At 69.3% G+C, this 22,794-nt stretch carries 13 protein-coding genes and 3 pseudogenes; 5 read left to right on the top strand and 11 right to left on the bottom strand.

The annotated features are described in order from the left end of the window. Window positions 1-136: 136 nt before the first annotated feature. The 3 genes from AS594_RS35055 to AS594_RS35045 form a co-directional block, all read right to left on the bottom strand. Window positions 137-1,696 (bottom strand): MFS transporter, encoded by a 1,560-nt coding sequence (locus AS594_RS35055; protein WP_240509174.1) that lies wholly within the window; start codon window positions 1,694-1,696, stop codon window positions 137-139. An 8-nt stretch (window positions 1,697-1,704) separates the two neighbouring features. Beyond that, a complete protein-coding gene (locus AS594_RS35050) occupies window positions 1,705-2,493 on the bottom strand; it encodes a thioesterase II family protein (RefSeq protein ID WP_240509173.1) in 789 nt (262 codons plus the stop codon). Window positions 2,494-2,570: 77 nt separating this feature from the next. Next, window positions 2,571-10,097 (bottom strand): type I polyketide synthase, encoded by a 7,527-nt coding sequence (locus AS594_RS35045; protein WP_069935743.1) that lies wholly within the window; start codon window positions 10,095-10,097, stop codon window positions 2,571-2,573. Between the two features lie 325 nt (window positions 10,098-10,422). Between AS594_RS35045 and AS594_RS35040 the strand changes: the two genes are divergently transcribed. The 3 genes from AS594_RS35040 to AS594_RS35030 are packed head-to-tail and all read left to right on the top strand — an operon-like array spanning window position 10,423 to window position 12,361. Continuing rightward, a complete protein-coding gene (locus AS594_RS35040; protein ID WP_069774555.1) occupies window positions 10,423-10,722 on the top strand; it encodes a hypothetical protein in 300 nt (99 codons plus the stop codon). Further along, window positions 10,719-11,759, top strand: a complete 1,041-nt coding sequence (locus AS594_RS35035) for a GNAT family N-acetyltransferase (protein WP_069935742.1) — start codon at window positions 10,719-10,721, stop codon at window positions 11,757-11,759. The genes AS594_RS35040 and AS594_RS35035 overlap by 4 nt, the downstream gene beginning before the upstream one ends. Then, window positions 11,756-12,361: a M15 family metallopeptidase gene (locus AS594_RS35030; protein ID WP_069774526.1), complete on the top strand. Its 606-nt coding sequence runs from the start codon at window positions 11,756-11,758 to the stop codon at window positions 12,359-12,361. Before AS594_RS35035 ends, AS594_RS35030 begins: the two co-directional genes overlap by 4 nt. A 65-nt stretch (window positions 12,362-12,426) precedes the next feature. Here the strand turns inward: AS594_RS35030 and AS594_RS35025 are convergent, their stop codons facing one another. The 5 genes from AS594_RS35025 to AS594_RS35005 form a co-directional block, all read right to left on the bottom strand. After that, a complete protein-coding gene (locus AS594_RS35025) occupies window positions 12,427-13,944 on the bottom strand; it encodes a hypothetical protein (RefSeq protein WP_069774527.1) in 1,518 nt (505 codons plus the stop codon). Between the two features lie 105 nt (window positions 13,945-14,049). Then, a complete protein-coding gene (locus tag AS594_RS35020) occupies window positions 14,050-14,463 on the bottom strand; it encodes a hypothetical protein (RefSeq protein WP_069930134.1) in 414 nt (137 codons plus the stop codon). Then, window positions 14,460-16,583: an integrase gene (locus AS594_RS35015; protein ID WP_069774529.1), complete on the bottom strand. Its 2,124-nt coding sequence runs from the start codon at window positions 16,581-16,583 to the stop codon at window positions 14,460-14,462. The genes AS594_RS35020 and AS594_RS35015 overlap by 4 nt, the downstream gene beginning before the upstream one ends. Further along, complete coding sequence (locus AS594_RS35010) at window positions 16,580-18,313, bottom strand: hypothetical protein (protein WP_069774530.1); 1,734 nt, start codon at window positions 18,311-18,313, stop codon at window positions 16,580-16,582. The genes AS594_RS35015 and AS594_RS35010 overlap by 4 nt, the downstream gene beginning before the upstream one ends. Beyond that, window positions 18,310-19,851: a site-specific integrase gene (locus tag AS594_RS35005; protein ID WP_069774531.1), complete on the bottom strand. Its 1,542-nt coding sequence runs from the start codon at window positions 19,849-19,851 to the stop codon at window positions 18,310-18,312. Before AS594_RS35005 ends, AS594_RS35010 begins: the two co-directional genes overlap by 4 nt. 42 nt (window positions 19,852-19,893) lie before the next feature. On the opposite strand from AS594_RS35005, the pseudogene AS594_RS46660 reads away from it, so the two are divergent. Together AS594_RS46660 and AS594_RS35000 are read left to right on the top strand one after the other, a co-directional pair. Continuing rightward, window positions 19,894-19,983 (top strand): annotated as a pseudogene (locus AS594_RS46660) (M15 family metallopeptidase); the annotation flags it as partial. Between the two features lie 29 nt (window positions 19,984-20,012). Next, window positions 20,013-20,480 (top strand): class I SAM-dependent methyltransferase, encoded by a 468-nt coding sequence (locus AS594_RS35000; RefSeq protein WP_069774559.1) that lies wholly within the window; start codon window positions 20,013-20,015, stop codon window positions 20,478-20,480. On the opposite strand, the pseudogene AS594_RS41715 reads toward AS594_RS35000, so the two are convergent. The 3 genes and pseudogenes from AS594_RS41715 to AS594_RS34990 all read right to left on the bottom strand — a co-directional run. Then, window positions 20,444-20,680 (bottom strand): annotated as a pseudogene (locus tag AS594_RS41715) (transposase domain-containing protein); the annotation flags it as partial. The gene AS594_RS35000 and the pseudogene AS594_RS41715 sit on opposite strands and share 37 nt — an antisense overlap. A gap of 270 nt (window positions 20,681-20,950) precedes the next feature. Then, window positions 20,951-21,349, bottom strand: a pseudogene (locus AS594_RS34995) (SMI1/KNR4 family protein); the annotation flags it as partial. 21 nt (window positions 21,350-21,370) lie between these two features. Further along, window positions 21,371-22,744 (bottom strand): cytochrome P450, encoded by a 1,374-nt coding sequence (locus AS594_RS34990; RefSeq protein WP_069936045.1) that lies wholly within the window; start codon window positions 22,742-22,744, stop codon window positions 21,371-21,373. Window positions 22,745-22,794: the final 50 nt, after the last annotated feature.

Below are 22,794 nucleotides of genomic sequence, written 5' to 3'. Positions count from 1 at the left end.
GCTTTTCTATGGCGCGTATCTCCGCGGACGGCGGGCCGTCCGGGTGAGTGGTCATTTCAGGTCCCTGCGGGCGGACAGTTGATCTCCCTGTCCGGTATTGCTTTTCGTCCCCTGGATGGAGACGGCGAGCTGAACCTCACAGTTTGGTCAAGCCTGCCGGTTGGGAGGGGGCAGCTGGTTGGGGGTGTAGGTGTGCTGGGCGGGTGGGCAGCCAGTATGCGGCGGCTGCGGCAGTGAGCAGGGTGACCAGTCCGGCAAGGAGGGCGGTGTGGGTGAGTCCTTCGGTGAAGGACTCTCGGGCTGCTGTGAGGAGGTGCTCGCGTGTGGGACTTGGCAGGCGGGGCGCGAGGGTATGCGGGGCGAGGACGTTTTCGGTGGCGGCCCGGGCGAGATGCGCGGGCATATCAGTACCGGTGAGCCGGTCACTGAGCCGGTCGCTGTAGAGGGTGGCCAGGAGCGAGCCCTGTACGGCCACACCCAGGGCCGAGCCGACTTGGCGCGTGGCGTCGTTGATGGCAGAGCCAAGGCCGGCCTGCTCGCCGGGGGTGGCCCCCATGACCGTCTCCGTTGCCGCGGCGACGGTCAGTCCGGCTCCCGCGCCGGCGACGGCCTGGAAGACGATCAGGTGACCGTAACCGGAGGTGGCGCTCGTGGTCGCCAGAACGGCGAACGAGGCTGTGGTGATGAGCAGGCCCGTGACGATCGGGAGCCGGTTTCCCCACCGGGCCCCGAGCGGCAGGGCAGCAGCCGCTCCCAGTACGAGCCCCGCAGGAAGAGGCAGGGTCCGTACTCCGGCCTGCCAGGGGGTGTAGCCGAGTACGCCCTGGAGGTAGAGCGTGACGACGAACAGCGCTCCGAAGCAGGCGAAGGACATCAGTGCCAGTGCCGCGGCACCCATGCTGATCGAGGGGATGCGCAGCAGGGGGATGGGAAGCATCGGGAACCGGGCGTGGTGCTGGCGCGCGATGAAGCCTGTGAGCAGGAGGGCTGCTGCGCCGAAGGCGGTCAGGACGGGCGTGCTGGTCCAGCCGTGCGTGGGGCTTTCGATGAACGCCCAGACGAGTGCAAGGAGGCCGGCGGCGGACAGGACGATGCTGGGCCAGTCGATGGGGGTGTGCGGTGCGCACGACTCCGGTACGAGGATCAGGGCGAGCGTGATGGCGATGGCCGCGACGGGCAGGTTGATCCAGAACGCGGCGCGCCAGGAGAAGTGTTCGACGAGCCAGCCACCGAGTACCGGTCCGGTCAGCCCCCCGACGCCGATCACTGCCGTCCACAGGGCGATCGCACGGCGCCGTAGCTCGGGCTCGGGGAAGAGCTGGTGGATGATGGACAGCGTGGCGGGCATCAGCAGTGCGGCGCCGGCGCCCATGGCTCCGCGGGCCGCGATGACTTGCTCCGGTTCCTGCGCGAGGGCTCCGAGGAGTGAGGCCGTGGCGCACAGCAGGAGTCCGGTGGTGAAGGCCCGGCGGCGTCCGATGCGGTCGGTCAGTGAGCCGGTGGCCAGCACGCATCCGCCCAGGACGAGGGCGTAGCCGTCGATGATCCATTGGATCTGTGACATCGAGGGCTGGAGATCGGTGTGGAGGTCGGGGACGGCGACGTTCAGGACTGTCAGGTCGATGGCGAGCAGGAACAGGCCCAGGCACACGGTGAGTGTCGCCGCCCAGCGATGAACCTCGCTCGTGCGTGTCACAGAGACGTTCATGGTGTCGCCACGGTGTAGCGGGCGGCGGCGTGCAGGTCCTTGCACAGCCGGTCGGTCAGGGCGCGGATCTGTTGGTCGGGGTAGCTGTGCGCGCCGGGGAAGAGCTGTGGGGATACGGGCTGTGTGGTGAGGTCGCCCCAGGTGCGCAGTCGTTCCATGGGGGCGATTGGATCGTCCTGGCCGCCGTATACGGCGACGGGGAGGTCCAGCAGTGGTTCGGGCTGGTGTCGGTATTGCAGGGCGAGCAGCAGGTCCGCGAGGATCGGGGTGTAGGCGGCGGCGAGGATCTGGGGTTCGTTCAGGAGTTCGTCGGGGATGGGGCCGAGGAGCCTGGCGGCGCCTTGCCTTCCGTCCAGCAGGACCGCGGACAGTGCGGTGACAAAGGTGTCCAGATGGGGTGCGGGCAGGGCGGAGAGTGCGAGCAGTACGGGCGTGCGGTGGCGGGCGCGGACCAGGGTGCGCGTGGTCTCGTAGGCGAGCAGGGAGCCGAGGCTGTGGCCGAACAGTGCGAACGGCCGGTCGTCGTCGTTCTGGTGGATCAGGTCCGCGATGGCCGTGGTGGTGTGGTGGGGGTCGGTGAGGGAGGCATGGTCGGCGAGAGCGCCGCGGCCGGGCAGCCGGACGGCCCACAGGTCTACGGATTCGGGCAGGTGCTCTGCCCAGGGGCGGTAGAAGCTGGGTCCGCAGCCTGCGGGTGGCAGGCACAGCAGTCGCAGTGCGGCGGCGGGCCGGTCGGTGAGCGAGGCCAGGGAAGGCTGCCCGGCGTGGGGACGGTGCGGTGTCACGGTTGTGTCCGTTCAGGAGGCGAGGGGCAGGCGAGGGGCCCGGGGCCGCACCGGCTCGGCGCGGCCTCGGGGGGAGTTCAGTTGCCGGTGTGGGTGCGGTTGCCCAGGCGGGCCAGGACGCGGAGTGCGAGGTCGGTCAGATGGCCGGCCCCGGTCAGCTCGACCACGGGCAGGTCGCATCCGATGCTCGTGCTGATCGCGCTGGACAGCTCGACGGCCATGAGTGAGTCGACGCCGAGCAGGTCCAGCCGACGGGAGCGGTCGATGCGCTCTGGGGTTGTCTGGAGGACGACGGCCAGGAGTTCGGCGAGCTTGTCTTCGACCAGTCGCACGGTCTCGTCGGCGCTGGTGGCGGCCAGCGTGTCCCGCCACTGATCGGCGGTGTCACTGTCGCGCCGGCCCTTGAGGAGGCCGGCCGTGCGGGGGGCGGTCAGGGTGGGCATCACGTGTTGCTGGAGCCTGTCCCAGTCGAAGAAGCCGACGGCCGCGGTGGCGGTGTCGGGGTGGCTCAGCAGCTCGTCCAGGCGGTTGAGGGCGCCGGCGGCGGTGAGATGACCGAGGCCGATCGCCGTCATCTCCTCCGAGCGGCCGGTGCGGTGTACGTATCCGCTGTCGGTGATGGCTCCCCATTGGACAGCAAGGGCGGGAAGACCCGCGTTTCGGCGGTCCCGGACCAATCCCTCCAGGACGAGGTTGCCCGCGACGTAGGCCGCCTGCCCGATGTTGCCTGCCAGGGCGGCCGCCGAGCTGTAGACGACGAAGAAGTCCAGTGCACGCTCGCGGGTGAGGGTGTCCAGGAGCAGGCCGCCGGTCATCTTGGGTGCGAGGACCGCGCGCAGGCGGTCGTCGCCCAGCTCGGCCAGGGGTGCGTCATCGAGGACCATGGCGGCGTGGATGATGCCCGCCAGCCGGCGCCCGGAGGTGTCGACGTCGTCCAGCACGCGGAGCAGTGCGGCTTCGTCACTGATGTCCGCCGCATGGACGGTCGTTTCGGTGCCGCAGCCGCGCAGGTGGGCGAGGAGCTGGGCGGCTTCGGGTGCGTTCTCGCCGCGGCGGCTGATCAGGGTGAGATGGCGCGCCCCCCGGGCGGCCAGGTGGCGTGCGGTCGCGGCGCCGAATCCGCCGAGGCCGCCGGTGATGAGATAGGTGGCGTCAGGGTCCAGTACCGGCCGGCCGGCGGGGCGGCGTACGGGTACTTCGCTGTCGAAGGTGACCACGATCTTGCCGGTGTGCCGGGAGTGCTGGAGGTTGGTGAACGCCTCGTCGATGCGGTGGGCGGGGTAGCTGCGGTAGGGCAGCGCCGTGTAGTCGCCGGCGTGTACGGCCTTGGTGAGGGTGCTCAGGTGCTGGTCCATCAGGGGCGAGGGCCCGCTCATCATGGGGGAGAGATCAACCCCGAAGAAGGTCAGGTTGTGCAGGAAGGGGGCCAGTGGCAGCGAGCTGTCCTGGAGGAAGTCCCGCTTGCCGAGTTCGAGGAACCTGCCGTGGGGCTTGAGCAGGCCCACACTGCGTACCAGGGCTTCCCCCGCGAGCGAGTTGAGGACCACGTCGACGCCCGCTCCGCCGGTGAGGTCTTTGACCTGCTCGGCGAAGTCGAGTCGGCGTGAGTCCAGCACGTGTTCGACGCCCAGCAGACGCAGCAGGTCACGTTTGGCCGGTGTGCCGGCGGTCGCGATGACCTGGGCTCCGGCGCGACGCGCGTACTGCAGAGCGGCCAACCCGACCCCGCCGGCAGCTCCATGGACCAGGAGCGTCTCACCGGGAGCCAGGCGGGCCAGGTGGTTCAAACTGTGGTGCACCGTGGCGAAAGCCACGGGCAGGGTACTGGCAGCGGCGAAACTCATCTCCGCCGGCAGCGCCATGACCCTGTCGGCACGCGCAAGCGCATACGTACCGAAGCAGCCTCGCGCCAGCCCCGCCACGCGGTCGCCGACAGCGACCTGGGTGACGCCGGGTCCCACGGCACTGACCACTCCGGCACATTCGAGGCCGACGTCCGCGGTGTACGGCATCCGGCTGGACGCAACGGCCGGGACACGGCCTGTGGCGATCATGATGTCGCGATAGTTCAGGGCAGCCGCCGCGACAGCGATCACGATCTCGCCGGCGTGGGGTGTGGGCACCTCGGCGGGCCGCCAGGCCAGCCGGTAATGGAGGCCGGGGTCGTCCAGGGTGAGGGTGTAGCTGCTGGAGGCGCTCCCGGTCACCGGCGGGGACAGGGGGCGCACCACAGTGGCGAACCGGCCGGCGGGGGTGAGCAGTACCTCGTCTTCCTCCGGCCGGGCCAGCAACTCCGCCACCACGCGTTCAGCGAGCTCCTTGTGCTGCCCTTCATCGCGCGCACCCGTGAGGGCGATCCTGCGGACCGTCAGTTCTGGGTGCTCGTTCGCCAGAGTGCGCGCTCCTCCCCACGCGCCTCCATGCTCCGCCGCAGGTGGCGCGGACACGGTGGTGTGGGAACTGGTGGCGATCAGCCACACGGTCAGGTCACGGGTGTCGGTGCGCTGCTTGCAGGCGGCACTGAGGGCCCGGAAGACCGCGAGGTGGCGTACCGCTGCGTCGGTCGCTTCGGCCGGTGACGCGGCGGTGCCTTCCTCAGTGAACAGAACCAGGTCGGTCGGTGGCTGCTCCGCGCACAGCAGCCCCTTCCACGACGCGGTGGTGTCGTCGACAGACGTCGTCTGGACGGCGGCGGCTGTGCGGTCGCGCAGGGCGGCCAGCACCGAGCTCTGTGCCGGGCTCGGGTCCTGGCGTTGGCCGGGCAGGGCGCCCACGAGCCACCGGCGGGCGAGGACCTCCTCGGTGCGGGGCGCTGTGGCGGGGGCGTGGGAGCGAGGACGCCGGGCGGTGAGGAGGACGGAGTGGTCGCTCAGCGCGAACGACGCCGGGTTTCCCGTCTGGGCGGTGCCGGTGAACCCGCACTCGTGCAGGAAGTCCTTCCAACGGTCGTGTGCCAGCAGCGGCCCGTCGGGCCGCAGCTCACGGTCGGTCGCTGACCAGAACGTGTCCAGCAGCCCGAAGACCGGTGCGAGAGCTTCGTGACTGTGGCTCTCCACCGCCAGCAGGTGTCCGCCGTCGGCCAGCAGATCCGCAACTCGGCGCAGCGTGGCAGCAAGGTCGGTCGTGGCGTGCAGGACGTTGGAGGCCACCACAAGGTCGAAGGAGGAAGGGGTGAATCCCTGTTCTACGGGGTCTGATTCGAGGTCCAGGACCCGATAGTCGACGAAGTCGTACGCGGCGAAGCGGTTCTTGGCCTGCGGGAAGAAGGCGGAGGAGATGTCGGTGAAGGTGTAGTGGGCACGCTCGCGCGGCAGGTGAGGCAGCATGGCGGCTGTGGTGGCGCCGGTGCCCGCGCCGACTTCCAGGATGCGCAGGGGGCGGTCCTGCGGCCAGCGGGCGATGGTGCTCGCCATCAGCGTCGCTGCGAGCCGGCCGTGGTAGGCCAGGATGGGCGCGCCGTCGTAGAAGCGGTTGGCCATGGAATCGGCATCGGAGAACAGCAGTTCCAGGGGGTCGCTCTGCCCTCGCAGGACGCGCGTGAGGTGTTGTCCGCATGCCCCGTAGGCCAGCGCCGTCGCGGCCTCACCGGGGAAGTCACCGAGCAGCGCGGCGAACAGCGGCTCCGGGGTGGGCTTCTTCGCCAGGCGCCAGCGGCCCGGTCCCTCACTTCGCAGCACCCCGTGCTCGGCGGCCGTGCCCAGGAGGGTACGCAGGAGCTGGGTGTACTTGACGTCCACACCGGAGGCGATGAGCGCCTCCACCGATACCGTCTGGGCGCCGGGGAGCAGTTCGCGTACGGCGGCGCCGGCGAAGTGCCCGGTCATCTCCATGACCCTCGTGCGGAACCGGTCGTAGGGACTCGCCGTCCACGCTGCGGTGAGCGTGGCCATCTCCGGTGCACAGGCGGCGAAGACATCCGTCGGCGCGGGCAGAGGCGCCGGCCGCGCGGGCTCTGCCGGGAGGGGGGCGGCGCGCAGGACTTCGGTCAGTTGCTGGGGCCGGGTCCTGGCGCCCGCCTCGAAGCGGCGCAGATGGCAGCCCAGCAGTTCCAGGGCGACCGTTCCGCCGAGGTCGCTGACAGTGATGTCCCAGACGGCTTCCTGCGTGGTGACCAGCCGGGCCCGCACGTGAACAAGCCCCCTTTCAGGCATCGGGTGCCAGCAGCGCACCGTCTCGATTCCCGAGGGCAGATAGGGGCACGAGTCGTCGCTGACGGCGGCGAGCAGGGGCATACCCGCCTGCAAGGCACCGTCGAGAACAGTCGGGTGGGCTTGGTGGCCGGGGGCCGCCTCCATCGTCGCCGCGTACTCCGCGAGAATCTCGCCCGCTCCGGTGTGCAGGGCGGTCAGCGGCCGGAAAGCGGGGCCGTAGGGCAGACCGGCGCGTGCACAGGCGGCGTAGTGCTCCATGGGGGACAGCAGCCCGGTCAACCGGGAGCGGATTTCGCCGAGGTCGAGGGCTTGCGGCTGGTCGCGCAGCAGACGCCGCACACGTCCGCGTGCGTGTTCGTTCCAGTCCTGCTGCTCGCCGCTGCGGCTGCTCACCGCGAAGCCACCATCAGCATCCAAGCTTGTTGAAAGGGCAACGTCCATGTCCGGGTCGTCGAACGGCAGCACCAGGGCCCTGTCGAAGGTCAGGCCGGTGATCTCGGCGGGTGCGTCGAACACCTCGAAGCCGGCGGCCAGTGCCATGTCGGTGAAGGCCGCCGCCGGCCACACGACAGCTCCTTGGACGGTGTGGTCGGCCATCCACGCCAGAGCATCCGGATTCATCTGCTGTCGCCACACGGGCTCCGCGACCGGTTGGCGAGTCCCCAGGAGCGGCTGTCGCACCGGGGCGGAGGTCTGCTGCCCGGACTCCTCCAGCCACCAGTCCGAGTGGCCGTTCCAGTGCCGTTCGCGCTGCCACGGGTAGGACGGCAGATTTGTCACCACTCCCCGCTGCGGGAAGAAGACCTTCCAGTCGACCTGCGCACCGACGGCCAGCAGACGGGTGAGTGCCGCGTCGAGGGCTGCCGGGCCGGGCTGGATGCGAGACAGCGTCGCGATGACGGCGACGGTCTGGGCGTTGTTCGCCGCCACCCGACGCAGATATCCGCTGAGCACGGGATGCGGGCCCACTTCCACCAGCACGTCGCACTGCAGCTCTTCGTCGACCAGCACCCCGGCGGCTTCAGCGAAGCGAACCGGCTCACGCACATTGCGCCACCAGTACGCCGCGTCCAGCTCCGTGCCCTCCACCGAGCGTCCCGTCACAGTGGAGATCAGCGGGATACGGCACTTGTCCGGACGCAGGTCGGCCAGCGCCTCGGCCAGCGGCTTCTGGATCCTGTCCATCGCGGGGGTGTGGAAGGCATAGTCCAGGCCCAAGTCGCGGAAGAAGACGCCCTCAGCATCCATTTGCGCACCGAGCGCTTCCAACGCTTGTGCCTCGCCCGCGATCGTCACATCCTGATCCGAGTTGACGGCGGCCACCACCAAGCGCTCGGCAAACCCGTTGTCAGCCAGCAGCCTCCGCGCCGCCTCCTCACCGAGACCTGCCGCTGCCATCCGGCCCGCGCCCGCCGTCGCCGCCTGGGCGCGGCTGCGTTCGGCAACCACCCGGCATGCCTGCGATCGCGTCAACGCCCCCGCACAATAGGCTGCCGCGACCTCGCCCACGCTGTGCCCCATGGCCGCGAGCGGCTCGATCCCGCGCGCGGCGAGCGCTGCGACCACACCGGCCTGCACGGTGAACAGCAGGGGCTGCGTCACCTCGGTCCGCTCCCAGCGCCCGGGATCCGCCGAAGCCGAAAGCTCCGCCTGCACCGACCACCCCAGCAAAGGCGCCAACTCACGATCCACAGCCGCCACCTCGGCAGCGAAGGCCGCGTCCCCGCCCAGCAGCTCGGCCCCCATCCCAACCCACTGGGCACCGTTTCCGTTGAAGACGAACGCCACGCGACCTCGCACGACCGCTTCCTCCACGGCGACTGCCGCAGCCGGCCTGCCCGAAGCGACAGAGCGCAAAGCGGCCGCCGCCTCGACGGCGCCTTCGGCAAGTACGGCGATGCGCTGCTCCCGCCCCGCCCTACGGCGGCTGGCGGTGAACGCGTCATCGCAGAAACGCCGGTCGGCGCCCTCGGCGTGCTTCTGCGCCTGGTCTTCGAAGTGAGCGGCCCACTCATGCGCGGCGTCCGTGAGCGCCCGGGAGGTGCGGGCGGAGACCACCACCGGCAGACGGGTGCCCTGCGCGACCACCTTCCGGCCCGACGACTGGGCGGGGGCGGGGGGCGCGGCCAGGACGACATGGGCGTTGGCGCCCCCGAAGCCGAAGGAGTTGACGCCCACGACACCCCTACCGGCTTCCGGCAGCGGCCGCGCTTCGACAACCGGTTCCAGCCCCAGACCGGCGAAATCGATCGCGGGGTTCTGCGGCACACCGTGCAGCGTCGGAGGAATCCTGCCCTCACGCAGCACCAACAGCCCCTTCAGCAGGCCCGCCACACCCGCGGCGGACTCCATGTGTCCGATGTTGGACTTCACAGATCCCACCAGCAGCGGGCCGCCGGTACGGCCGGCGCCCAGGGCCCGGCCCAATGCCTCGCACTCGACCGGGTCGCCCGCTTGGGTCCCCGTGCCGTGCGCCTCCACATACGCCACATCACTCGGCTTGATGCCCGCGCTCGCATACACACGCTCCAGCAACGCCGCCTGTGAACGGGCGCTGGGCAATGCCAGACCAGCAGTCCGGCCATCGGCATTGATGCCGCTCGCGAGGATCAACGCATGCACCCGGTCCCCGTCAGCCAGCGCCGCGGACAACGGCTTCAGAAGCAGCACCCCCGCGCCTTCCGAGCGCACGTACCCGTCCGCCGACGCCGAGAACGGCCGGCACCGCCCTGTCGGCGACAGCATCGAGGCACCTGAGAAGCCCGCGAAACCCGCGGGGCTCAGCAAAACGTTCACTCCGCCGGCGATCGCCAGCGGGCTTCGCCCCATGCGCAGCGCCTCGCACGCCTGGTGCACCGCCGTCAGAGCCGAAGAGCAGGCGGTATCCACCGCGTTCGACGGGCCCTGGAAGTCGAACACGTACGAGAGGCGGTTGGCGGTATTGCAAGCTGCCGAACCCCCCATGGTGTAGGGGTTGTACGTGCGCAGCCGCCGCGCTTGCAGATCGGAGTAGTCGTGAGAGGAGACCCCGATCACCACGGCTGTGTCACTGCCGGCCAGCGTGGCCGGATCGATCGCGGCGTCGTCGAACGCCTCGACCGCGCACTCCAGCAGGAGCCGCTGCTGAGGATCGATACGGGTGGCTTCCTTGGGAGCGATACCGAAGTAGCCGGCGTCGAACGACGCCACATCATCGAGAAACCCGCCCGCGCCTGTGTAGGACTTACCCGCCCGCCCGGCGTCGGCCGCGACGAAGGCCCCGGTGTCGAACCGGTCAGCGGGCACCTCCCCCACCAAGTCCCGTTCCCCTTCAAGGGCTGCCCACAGACCGTTCAAGGTCCGAATCCGACCAGGAAGGCGCAGGCCGACGCCCACCACAGCCACCGCATCTCCGGGCAGACCCCCGGACACCGAGCCTGGAAGCGGCTCGGAAGCTTGAATTTCTACTGTCATGACAAGGCTCCAGGAGGTAGGCAGCAACGGACTGATCGCCCCGAAAACAAGCAGGGGGCCGCCCGTATAACGGCCAACAGCTGCACAAGTCGCGCTTGATCGACGATCTTGTGTCAACGGCCTTGAGTACCCGTGTCTGAGCGCGCACGTTGCCGTAGGAGTGAGCCGAGTTGACGGACTGGACAGCCGCCGGCCGATCCGCCCCTCCGGGGCGTGATCTCAATCACGCCCCGGAGGGGCGAACGAGACATGACGGCTCGCGGTGGCGCAACACGGGCTCGAGAGCCAGCTCTCCCGTAAAGCGACACGACCTGCGGGGGACACGGTGAGTGCGACAACAAAGCGGAGCGAGCCGGGACCGGCCGTACGGGATCTGGTCCGCCTGTCCGACACCTGGGCCGGCCGCCCGGACCTGTTCGAGGCGTTTCTGGCCGGGTACGGCAGGCCCTTGACCGCCGCCGAACAGGCCCGCCTCGTCATCGACGCAGCTCTGGATTCCGTGAGCGGGATTGCCTACGGCGCCGCCCACGGTGACCCCGAGCTGGTCGAACGCGGGCGGCGGACCCTGGCCCGCCTGCGCGCCGAGCACCGTGCCGCCCTCTCACCGACAGGAGATGCCCCGTGAACGCCGACACGGCCCCCACTGCCGCGGCCGAGCCGCGCGACGCCGCCGGACGGCCTCCGGTCCGCGCGGCAACCCCCGCTGACGCCGAAGCCTTCACCCGGATGCGCTCCGAACATGTCCTGTCCGCACCGTTCACCGAGGACTGGGTCCGGCAGTGCACGGACGAGCTGGCGCCACGGCTCACGCCGCAGGGAGATGCCCGGGCCTTCGTCGTCGACGCCGCGGACGGCACGATGGCCGCCTGCGCCCTCGGCCTGATCCACCCCGTACTCGCGGCTCCGGCCTACCCCCGGGGCCGGGCAGCCCGCGTGCAGCTCGTCGCCACGCACCCGGACCACCGGCGACGCGGTTACGCCCGGGCCGTCGTATCCGCACTCCTCGACCACCTCGCCGACGTCGAAGACGTCACCCTGTTCGAACTGCACACCAGCACGGAGGCCGCGCCCCTGTACCGGGAGTTCGGCTTCAGCGGCAGCCCGGCACTGATGCGGATGACCCGCCACCGTCAACGTGCCGGTGGCGTGCCCGGTGCGCAGCCGGACTCGACGTGGGTGCCGCCGCAGCAGTACGCCGACGCACTGCCCCGGGCGGCCGCGTACGTGTGCCTCTACGTCACCGACGAGGACGACCGGCCGCTCCAGCTGCACTCCGTCTACTCCCCCGGCCACCCCTGGCACATGATCGGCGGCGCGATGGATCTGGGCGAGCGGCCCTGGGACGCGGTGGTGCGCGAGTGCCGAGAAGAGACCGGCATGATCGCCGCCGGGCCGGCCCGGCTGCTGGCCACCGTGTTCGGGCTGCCCCCGGAGCAGCGGCCGTACAGCACGCTGCAGCTGATCTTCGACGGCGGGCGCCTGACCGCTGAACAGATCCGGGGCATCACCCTCAATCCGCGCGAGCACGACGAGGCCCGTGTCCTGCCCCTGGCCGAGTGGGAGGCCTTGATGCCGGCCCGCGATTTCGTGCGGCTGCGCGCCGTGGAGGAGGCCCGCCGCACGGGCGTGGCCGCATACGTCGACACCTGGGGGAACGCATGAGCGCCAGCAGCATCGTCTTGATGTCCGACCGGCGGGTCGCCGCGATCCCTGTCCAGGAGCGCGGCGAGGTCCTCCTCGATGCCCGCGTGCACGGCCTGATGGTCGACGACCGCAAGCAGGACGCTGCGGGCGCCTGGGCCCACGTCCGCCGCGGCGTGCTCACGCGGCTCCAGCAGGCGCAAGCGCTGCTCCCCGGCGGTGTGCAGTTGCTGTTCATCGAGGGCTACCGGCCCCCGTCCCTGCAGCGCCGGTACTTCGATGAGTACTCCGACGAGCTCGCGCGCGCCCATCCGGACTGGCAGGCCGCCGAGCTTCGGGAGGCCGCCAGCCGCTTCGTATCGCCTCCGGAGATCGCGCCGCACTCCGCCGGCGCAGCCGTCGACGTGACGCTCGTCGACCACCAGGGCCGCGAGCTGGACATGGGCACGCGCGTCAACGCCTCCCCGGAGGAGTCCGACGGCGCCTGCTACACCGACGCCCCCAACCTGAGCGGCCGGGCCCGCACTAACCGGGCCACCCTGGGCGGCGTGCTGTCCACCGCCGGGTTGATCAACTACGGCACGGAGTGGTGTTCCCAGTCAAGTTCTTGTGTTCAAGAATAGGAGGTCCTTCGAAGGGCCCCCAGGATGTGACTGGCGGGGCAGAGAGTTCAATCGGCGGCCAGGGCTTACAGCCGGGGTATCAGATCCAACATGACAGCGAGCGGCAGCGAAGGATTGGCGGCTGCCGCCTCCACCACCCGCCAGTCGGCGTCGGTGAGTAGCTTTTCGATGATCGGCGGCGGAAGTGCCGCATGGCTGGCTGCTATAGGCCTCGCCTGTGCGTCTGCCAGGCAGGCGAGCAGCGCCGGTGCCGACGCATTGCGATGCCGGGCGATCTCGCGGAACGCCTTCTGTACCGATGGTTCGCGCCGGGCAAGGTCCTCCAGAAGTGCCGGAGTCGCGTCTGGATTGGTGGCCACCTTAGCGAGGACCCGGACTCCGTGCCGGTCGAGCATGGTGCGCAGTTGGCCTTCCGAGAGGCCCGGGTGTGGAGCGATGGACTTGACCACTTTTGCGTCGGAGTCGGCGGCCAGCGCGTCGCGTACAGCGAGTGGCAGATCGCGGCGCTGGGCTATGAGCATCCGCGCGGCCGGGTTCGGTGATTCGGCCAGCTTCTCGACCTCGTCGGGGGATGCCGAGGCGATCCGCGGCAGCAGAGTGGCGCCGATCCTGGTAACGCTGGCCAACTGGGTCAGCACATCGAGCGGTACGAGCGGGTTGTGGGCGAGCCTGCGCCGCACTTCATGGTCACGGTCGGTGGCCAGTGCGCGGATCAGGACGTCGTCGATCGCCGGATTCTCAGCGAGATCGGCTCGAACACCGGGATTCGAATCTACGGCGAGCCGAGCGCAGACCTCCAATGGCAGATTGGGGCGGCCGGCGAGTGCCCAGCGCAACAGCAGCGAAGGGTGGCCGGCGAAGCCGACGACGGCTTCGGCAGGTGTGGCCGGATTCCGAATCGCCATCTGCTGTGTCTCGTGCCTGGTGGACTCGTGGGAGCCGTCGCAGGAGGTGCCGGACGGCAGATCGCAGTCGAGTCGCGAGCATTGTGGATCGTGCACGAACGGCGTCTCTTCACGGTCGCAGACCAGGCACCGCTGTGCGGGTGGCAACCCCTCGCCGGTGAGTAGCGCCGCCAGTACGGCGGGTGGCGTCGCCTCGTTGGCCGCCACCGCGCGACGGACCTCGGCATGGGGATGCGCCGCAAGTCTGGTGGCCGTCTCCGGTGTCGTCCACAACGCGAGCTCCGCGACGACCTGTACGTCCGAGTCGGTGGCCAGCATCTCCACCACATCGAGCGGAAGGCCGGAGCAGGCGGCCAGCTTCTCCCGGCGCTCGACGACTGGATCTTTTGCGAGGCGGCGCGCCCACTCCGGGCGTCCGGCACACTCGGCAAGCAGGGCGAGCGCGACGTCCGGTTGCGTCGCGGGATCAACGTCTGCGGCGGTCAGCAGACCTGCGTACGCAAGCGACACAGCACTTTCCTCGACACGAGAGGCCAGCACCACCGCCTGCGCGTGGCTGAGGTCGGCCCGATGAGCGAGGTCTGCAGCGATCTCGGCATCCGCGACCGCGATCAGCCGGTCGACCAGCTCGGACGGCAGGCTTACGTTGGCGGCAAGCCCGCACAGAACATGGTTCACAGAGGCATCCTGCCTGGAACGCCAGCGAATGGCTCCTGGATTTCGATGCCCAGGTGCTACCGGTAGAGAAGTGGCCCGGACCTGCGGTCGGCGGTGCCCGTCTGGTCATTCTCCCTTCGGATGGAGGGGTACGACATTGGCTGGTGCCTCCGCCGAGCTCTCGCTCAGATTGTGGCCCTGGCGAGTGAGGACGGCGTTGGCGAGTGCGAGCTGAGTGACTTGGTGCCGGAGCGCCGTGATTTCGGCCTTCTGTGCGGCAACGGTTTCCTTCAGGTCGGACACCGTCTTACGGAGCCGCTTTTCCGATTCCGGGGGTTGCTTCGTCTCAATGCGGACGCGTTCGTAGAACTCGTGCTTCAGGTCCGCATGGCGCTTTTGGAGGGCCATGCGGTGAACACCGGCCTCGGCCGCGAGAGCGACGACGGTCAGTGCGCCGTCGGAGGCTGTAGGCCGGCCGGCGAGGAGCCGGTCGATGGCAGCGCGAATACGTGCGCGCTCGTCAGTGGATTGCTCGGTCATGTCAGAGCCTCGGCGGGGTGAGCGGTGGCGTGGTGAGTGTCGGCGGTATCGCGATGCTGTTCGGCGGCGGCGCGGAGGCGCCTGGCCAGCGGCTGAGGGGCGTGCGCCGCGAGTTGGTTGAGGCGGTTGGTCTCTTCCAGCAGTTCGTTCGCGTGACTGTCGAGGCGGACGGCGTTCCCGCAGCCGGGGCGGCAGTCGAACTGGTTCGGGGCGGTTGCGTCGGGGCCTGGTTCGCAAAGCGCGTTGTCGCGCTTGAAGACGCAGATCAGGGAAGCGTCGGGGTTGTCGAAGAGGACCAGGCCGTCGCGGGCCAGGTAGTCGGCGGCCTGTCTGGCGAACTTCTGGGTGACGGTACGGCCCTCGAATCGTGGCGCCTGGACGGCGGCGGTGAGGGCCCGTCGGGCGGCGGGTCCGGAGATCTTCTCGCCGGTGGCGAGGCGGTCCCGCAGCCGCGCGGCGGTGTCAGCGGCAGCCAGGGCGGTCTCGACGTCGAGGACGCTGTGGATGCCGCGGCGGCTTCGGCTGCCGTAGCCGCTGGAGGTACGGGCGTCGAGGACGGTGCGCATGTGGCCGTACTGGATCGCGAGCGCGACGAGTCCGCCAGGTCTGCGGGCGATGTGCCATGCCAGGGTCCGACGGAACCGCCCGAGCCCGATGGCGCCGTGAGGATCTTCGGGAACGCCCTGGTCTGGTAGCCCTTGGGATTCTGCTTCCCGGTTGATCCACGCGACGAAGCTCTCGATCCGCTGGTTCATACCGGCGTTCTTCAAGGCGCCGCTGAACTGGCGGCCACGGACAAAGTCGTGATGGGCGGAACTGAAGAGCAGCTCGCCCTCGGGGACCATGCGTTCAAGGACTCGGATCGCACGGACGACCGGGGTGATGGCGACCCAGGGGACATCCCGTTCCTCACCGGCCGAGACGTGCTGGCCGTCGGCGTCGGTGACGTTCTTGTAGTGGTGACTGCGGATGAGATGGCGGCCGCCGTCTTCGGGGTCGGGGCAGCAGCCGGACCGCAGACCTTGTACTTCCTGCGGCCGCATGCCGGTCAGGTAGAGGCAGACGATCATCGCGGCGGTGGACAGGTGCCGCATCAGGGTCGGGGCCTCGTTGAAGTCGAGGTGCTCGCGCCAGGGCCTGCCGTTGATCTGCCCTGTCACCGGAACCTGCAGCGGACACGGGCCGGGCTGCGGCGTGCTGAGGCGATGGCGTTGCCGAAATCCGTTGACCTGGTTGATGCTGCAGCCGACGGTGGCCGCGATGAAAGAGGTGTTGAGGACAGTTCTGCCTTGACGCCCGGTGGCCGGAAGCCCCTCGCCCGCAGCGAGTCGGGGCAGGAGGTAGGCGTCCAGCGCGGCCAGTCCTTCGAGCGTACTCGGGTTGGAGGTGGCCAGCTGCTGCAGATGGAGCCGCTCCGCCCAGGCGGACAGGACGTCGTCGGCGAAGCCGTCGACCATGCGGATGGCCCACATCAGCAGCGGCCCCAGGACCTTGGGGTCCAGCGGCTCGGTCGTGTTCTCACCGGCGTCCCGCGATGCGGACGAGGGTAGATAGTCGTCGATGCCGTGTCGTTCCCAGGGCGGTTGGGTGACGCCGACGGGGCGAGTGCAGAGCTGGTCGAACGCCCAAAGATCGGCCAACCGGCTCAGGGTCTCGCTGGCGTGGTGCCGCGAGATTTTGGCGCTGAAGCGGTCTGCGGCGTAGGCGGCCCAGTGATCGTCGGTACAGTCTCGAAGATTCTTGATGCCGGCGGTGTGCAGCCAGCGGGCGAGCCTCATCCATTCATAGCAGGTCTCGCGCATCTCGGTGGCGGAGCCTCTTGGCCGGGCGCGGATTCCGCGAGTCTGGAGGTAAGTGGGCCGCAACTGGCCGTTCAGCAAGATCCAGGTCACCTGCCTGATCTGCCACTCCAGGCGATCCGGGCAATGCCTCCAGTGGATCTTGGCCAGGCTGGCGCCGGGCCTGTCGATGAGCGGGCCCAGCGGCCAGATCGACTCCTGGTAGCGGCCGTTGGGGTTGGTATTGCCGGCACTGATCCATTGAGGAAGGACGACGAGACTGTCCGGGGTCGGGACCGGCAGCAGATAGGGATCGTCACCGGAGGCAAGAGCAAGGGTCATGGAGCCAGCTGTCCTTTCAGCAGGAGGTCGACCAAGGCGCGGTCGGTGTCGCTGACCCGGCCCAAGGCGGTAGCCCAGGACGGGCGACCGGCCTTGTCCGCCAGGTCGTCGAGCCGCTGCCAGTGCTCGTACCAGCGCTGGTGCCATCTGTGTTCAGGCATCGCCGACCGCAAGCTCTGGATCTGTTCGTGGAGGAGGGCGAGGCGGGGGTGGTGGCCTGGGTGGACGTGTGCGTTCGGGCAGGCGAGGCAGAGCAGGAAGTCGGCTCCGCAGCCACCGCCCGGGGCAGGCCACGGGGTGGTGGTCTCGTCCGCACAATCCGCGGTCGCGGTCTGCCCGTGGGCCGGGTCCGGCCCCAGAGCGAGGTGACCGCCGAAGAAGATCTTCTTTGCCTGGTCGAGAGCTTCGAGCGCGCCGTCCTCGAAGATCTGCTGCGAGTCTTGCCGGACTTTCTGGTCGGGCAACACGTAGACGCTCTCATGAGTTCCCTGCGTGTGCTGGAGAGGCTTGCCCTCCCTCGTCACCGTCGTGCGTCGGATCTGACGGAAGGGCGAGCCGCTCAGCTCGTGTTCACTGGCCCAGGATTTCCCGTCGACACCCGAGACACCGAAAACGAGCGGGCCGACTACCGGAGGACGGTCCATGTCCTTGCGTCCGCCCTTCTGGCGAACCGCGCGGGCCGTCATCAACAGATCCGTTCCCGGAGCCAGTTGCGCAGCAAGGAGTCGTCCATGGAGCGTGGCCTGCAGTGCCTGCGTGATCAATCGCCCTGGCGAGTCGGCCCCGGAGTCGGTGAAGTTCTCCGTGGAAAACCAGCGGCCATTCCCCGCCCGGCGTTTCTCGACCTGCACTTGGTAGGTCACGTTCTTGGTCTCCGCGACCGACGGAGCCCTGGTCGGGGCCGGCATACGGTCATAGACGGAGAGGTTCCAGCCGAAGCGGTCGGTCAGCAGCACGGCCAGGGCCGTCAGCTCCGACGGGGTCAAGAACAGCCGGCCCCACGTGTGCTCGCTGTCGCGGCCGCCCAGCAATCCGCGGTTGGTGACGGCCTGCCTGCCGCTCGGCAACTGCGTGCGCGGGACGTCTCCGACGCGAGCGACATGGTCCAGTGCTTCCCCGAGTCGCCAGTCAAGGCTGCCGTCGGCCAGGAATCCCGCCCTCCACTGCTCCAGCAGGACGGTGTTCTCCCGGATCCTGAGCCATGCGGTCCGGAACTGACGGCCTGCTGCCAGCAGTACGTGCTCGCGTTCCGCCTCGTCGTAGGACTTCCTGACGGGCTTCGGTGCGGGAACGCGACGAGCCAGTTCCTCTGCGACCGGCCCTTCGCTCAACCGTGGGTCGCTGCGGAGTATCCGATGGACCACCCGTAGCGTGGTGCGGCCGGTGTTGGTGCTGATGTTCTGCAGCCGCCAGCGCTTGAGCGCCGCCGCGTCCAGTCCGGTCAGATCCTCGGGAGGAGTGTCGAGACCGGAGATGAAATCGGCGAACACCTTCAGCCTGTTCCAGGCGGCTGTGGCGCTGTAGTGGCTGGTCCACTTCATCTGCTGGGCAGCGAACACCACTGCCAGGGAGCACTTCATCGGCTCAGGGATTGGCAGGTCGGAGAAGACGAAGTCCTTCCCGTGGCCCGCCTTGTTGACGATGGTGACCACCAGTCCGTTTGCGGCGAGCGCTGGTTCCGTCGCGAAGTTGGTCGGCGGCAGGACCGCCCGGCGTCCACGGCGGCTCAACGGCCGGCCACCGGCAGCCGGTCGACGATGACGTCGATGTCCTGGATCCCGGCTGACTCCTTCGCGAGCCGAGCGAACACGCCGTCGATGTTCTCGACCTCGCGGTCGGGCCCGTCGGCCTCGGCCGTCGCCAGGATCGATTCGAGCTGTAGATGTGCAACCGGAGCCAGGTAATGACGCTTGGTCGTCTCGACGTCCGCGTGCCCGAGGAGGGTCTTGACCAGCCACCAAGGATCACCGAACAGCATCGCGAAGTCCCGGCGATCCGCTGCGGTCAATCCGAAGCGGGCCTCCATCAGCTGGTTCAGCACGATGAGCATGTAGAGCGCGAAGGAGTGTCGGGTGGAATGCGGGGTCGCATACGGGGTCCGGCCCCGGACTTCTGCGGCTCGCAGGTTCCGGCCCACTTCCCGCTCCGCGGGGGTCAACAGAGCCTCTTCACAGCGCAGGTTCGCCGTGGTGAACACCGTGTTCCAACGGTCGGGAAGCATCGGCAAGCCCTGCTCGGTCAGCCACAGCCAGGCAGGCTCCGGCCCCTCCGGTCCCTCGATGAACAGCAACTGCCTCTCCCGCCAGCCCAGATGAGTCAAGTACTGATGGCCCTCGACACCATCCCGATCGACCCAGAAGACCCGTGGCGCCCGGCCGCGAGTCACCTTTGTGACCAGACGCATCTGCGCGACCCGCTCGTAACGGCCCATCTGCTGCGCGCGCTTCACCGCCCAAGCGCGCTCCGACTGCACGTAGGTCTCGACCTGCCCCAGGGCGTCCAGCGAGGTGTAGAAGGTACGACCGTTCTTCGATCGGGTCACCGCCCCGGCGAGCTGGCCGTGCTGGAAGCGCCCGTGCTGCAACCGCTGAGCGGGCAGCTCGAACGTCAACAGCGACCCGCCTTCCTGCCGTCGGAGCCCCGAGCTCAAGGTGAACTGGACGAACGAGGTGTTGCGGGCCTCGGTCCGCGCATCCCATCCCCAAGTCGGTACCCCGTCGCGGCCGTGACCGCGCAGGCCGACGTCCGACCACAAGCTCCACGTACGCGGTGTCAGCCACGACACCCGGGCACTGACCGAGTCAGCCGCACGGTCCTCCCGCCGGGACGCGTCCACTGGCCGCGGGCTCACTCTCGCCCACTTGAACAGGCGGGTGAAGGCGGCGGCCTCACGGTTCCATTTCGACCCGCTGATTCGCTCGGGATTCTGCGGAGCATCACAGCGCCAGGTCCTGTAGTTCAGCAGGTCCTGCTCGGAGGCCCGGCGCCAGTCGATCCCGCGCGACGACAGGAACGTCAGGAGGATCCGAATGTCCGTGGCGTAGTTTCGCTTCGTCTCCCGCGCAAGGAAGCGGAAGTGCTTCGAGAGAACGAACTCCAACAGGTCGGAGTCGATGGTGAAATCTGGAGCGATGAAGACAGGATCACCCGGCATCAAACCGATCCGCTCGACCGCCGCCGGAAGGTCTTCGACCCCCAACCCTCCCGCCTCAGGAAGCGTCCCCCACCGGCCCGGGTCGGGCACCCACACCACATGCCACTCACTCATACCGCCCCCTCCTTGATGCTTGAACACATCTAATCATCAGGGAAGTGGTGGCACTGGTCGTTCGGTGACCGGTACTGGGCGCTGCAGACCCAGCAGTCGGCCGCCCTCTACGGCCCCGTCGAACTGCCCTGACACCGCCTTTCACGAACGAGGAGCGACCTGTGGGATGCACGTGGACTGACTGGTCCGAGCACTACAACGAGGGGCGAGGCTTCCGGCGGCTCGGTGACCAGGAGAAGGGCCTACTCGTCGAGCACGCCCCGGCCCCCGAGGGCGGCCGTGCGCTCGACATCGGCTGTGGCACGGGCGAGTTGTCCGTCTACCTCACCTCGCTCGGCTACACCGTCGACGGAGCGGACTTCGCCGAAGGCGCGCTCGAGCGGGCTCGCGCGGAGCACGCCGAGGTGGAGGGGGTGCGCTGGCTGAGCCTGGATGTCGAGCACGGCGACCTGGCCGACCTCGCCGAGGACGGCTACGACCTGATCGTCCTGCGGCTGTCCATCGCGTTCATCCGCGATCGCGCCCGTGTCCTTCGCGCTCTGGTCGCGCGGCCGAGGTCACCGACGATCGGGGAGGCCACCGGCACTTCGGCCAGCCCGGCCGTCAGCTTGTCCCAGACCAGCCGGTAGCCGACTTCAGGGAACAGACACATCGCGAGCAGGAAGTAGATCCCGACCCGCGAGGGAAGATCACGTAGTCGTCTCTGCACCGAGCGGGTCTCCGCCAGGACCGCGTCGATGAGCTCGAACGGCACGACGGCCGTCAGCTCCCCCAGATGCCCGGGCGCGAACCGGCCCGCGGCCACGGTGACCGTACGGGTGATAGCCATCACCGGGGCCGGCAGGACATGATGAAACGGCAACGGAGCTCCTCAGGTACAAGCTGTCTTGGACGACTGCCTGTATCAACGAGCTCCGTTGTTCTGCGTCGGAAAACCTTCAACTGGCTTGCGTGACCTGCAAAAACGTTAACTACCCGGCCTTGGGACAAGGCCCCACGTCGTCCGCGAGCTACAGACCCTCCTCGCCACCTGGGCCGGCGCCTGCCCAACATGTCACCGCGGCATACCCACACCGACCCCAACCTGACCAAGCCCTACTAGCAACAGGGAGCCGTGGTCGAACGCGGCGTCCATCCGGGCCTCACGCTCCTGCTCCGGCAGTGCCTCCTCGTCCTCCTCGCCGTTCTCCCACATCCACGTCGCCGTGAGGGGAAACGGCTCGACAAGCAGGCGCTCGGGGCGGTCGGAGCCCCAATCCGAGGGCGTTTGCGCGAAGGGCAGCAGACCGTAGTAGGGCGGCCCGGCCCGCAGGCCGTCGCAGACCTCCGCCACGAACGTGCGGTACGGCTCCGGCAGCACGATGCCGTGCTCCGCCTCGAAGGACCGCACCGCCCCCCAGCCGGCCGGCGGCGCCGCCTCGGAACGGGGCGCGAAGATCTCGCGGAGGGCGGCCAACTCGGCCGGGTCGCAGGTTTCCGTGTTCATGCCGATCATCATGCAAGATCCGAGAAAGACGGCCTAGGCGGTACGGGGCCGGACGCCGCAGCGTGCCGGGCCGGTCGCCCGGAGGGTGATCGCGGAGCTGACCGGCACCTCCGTGTCGATCGCCTCCAGGTCGTACTTCTGGAGGATCATCGCCAGCGCGATCACGGACTCCAGCATCGAGAAGTGCTGCCCGATGCAGGCGCGCGGGCCGCCGCCGAAGGGGAACCAGGCGTAGCGGGGGCGGCCCGCCTCGGCTTCGGGGGTGAAGCGCTCGGGGTCGAACCGCTCCGCGTCCTCCCAGTACGCGGGGTGCCGGTGGGTGACCCAGGGGGCGACGATCACGTCGGCGCCGGCGGGGATGGTGTGGCCGCCGATCTCGGTGGCGGCTACCGCCCGGCGGCCGATGACCGGTGCGGCCGGGAAGAGCCGCATGGCCTCCTTGAGCACCTGGGTCACGTAGGGCAGGGCCTCGAGGTCGGCGGCGCCGGGGGTACGGCCGGCCAGGACGCGGTCGACCTCCTCGTGGGCCCGCTTGCGCTGCTCCGGGTGGAGGGCGAGCAGGTGGAGGGCGAAGCCGAGGGAGGTGGCGGTCGTCTCGTGTCCGGCGAGCAGGAAGACGAGGACCTGTTCGCGCAGTTCGGAGGCGTCGAAGCTGCCGTCCTCGGCGCTCTCGGCCTCGACGAGGAGGGACAGCAGGTCCTGTCCGCCGCCGTCCCCGGCGTCCTGCCCGGCCGCCCGTCGCTCGGCGATGATCCGGTCGCAGACGGCGTACAGCTCCTCGTGCGCGGCTGCGGCGCGGCGGTTGCCGGGGGTGGGCCAGTCGCGGGGGATGTTGACGGGCGAGAACCCGCGGCGCAGGACGTAGTCGCCCATGACCGGGAAGGCGCGCTCGACGATCTCGACGGCCGCCTCGACATCCGTGCCGAAGAGGATGCGGGCGACGGCGCGCAGGGCGAGTCGCGTCATCTCGTCGAGGACGTCGACGGTGGAGTCCGTCGCGGTGCGCCATTGCGAGGTGACGCCTTCCACCTCGGCGGCGATGGCCTCAGCGTAGCTGTCGACGCGGCGGCGGGTGAAGAGCGGCTGGGCGAGCCTGCGCTGGCGCAGGTAGTCCTCGTCCTGGCTGGTCAGCAGGCCGTTGCCGAAGGACTCGCGGACTTCTTGGTAGAAGTGGTTGTCCTTGCGGAAGTTGGCGGACTCGGTAGCCAGGATCTGCTGGGCCCCTTCGGCGGAGAAGACGCCGTAGACGACGCCGCGCATGCCGGGCGGTCCGGCGGTGATCCGGACGACGTCCCCGTGTGCGCGCTGGGAGTTCAGGAAGGTGCCGAGGGAGTCGTTCTTGAGGTCGAACATCGAGCCGAGCAGCGGTAGCCCCGCCGGGCCCGGAATCGTGCTGGTGGTTGCCATGTGTGCGTTGCCCCCTTGATCGTCACCGGCCCGCTGATTGTCCCGCACCG

The organism is Streptomyces agglomeratus (assembly GCF_001746415.1).
Lineage (GTDB): Bacteria > Actinomycetota > Actinomycetes > Streptomycetales > Streptomycetaceae > Streptomyces > Streptomyces agglomeratus.
Note: the sequence above shows the minus strand (reverse complement) of the source record. Positions and strands in the feature narration are given on the sequence as shown.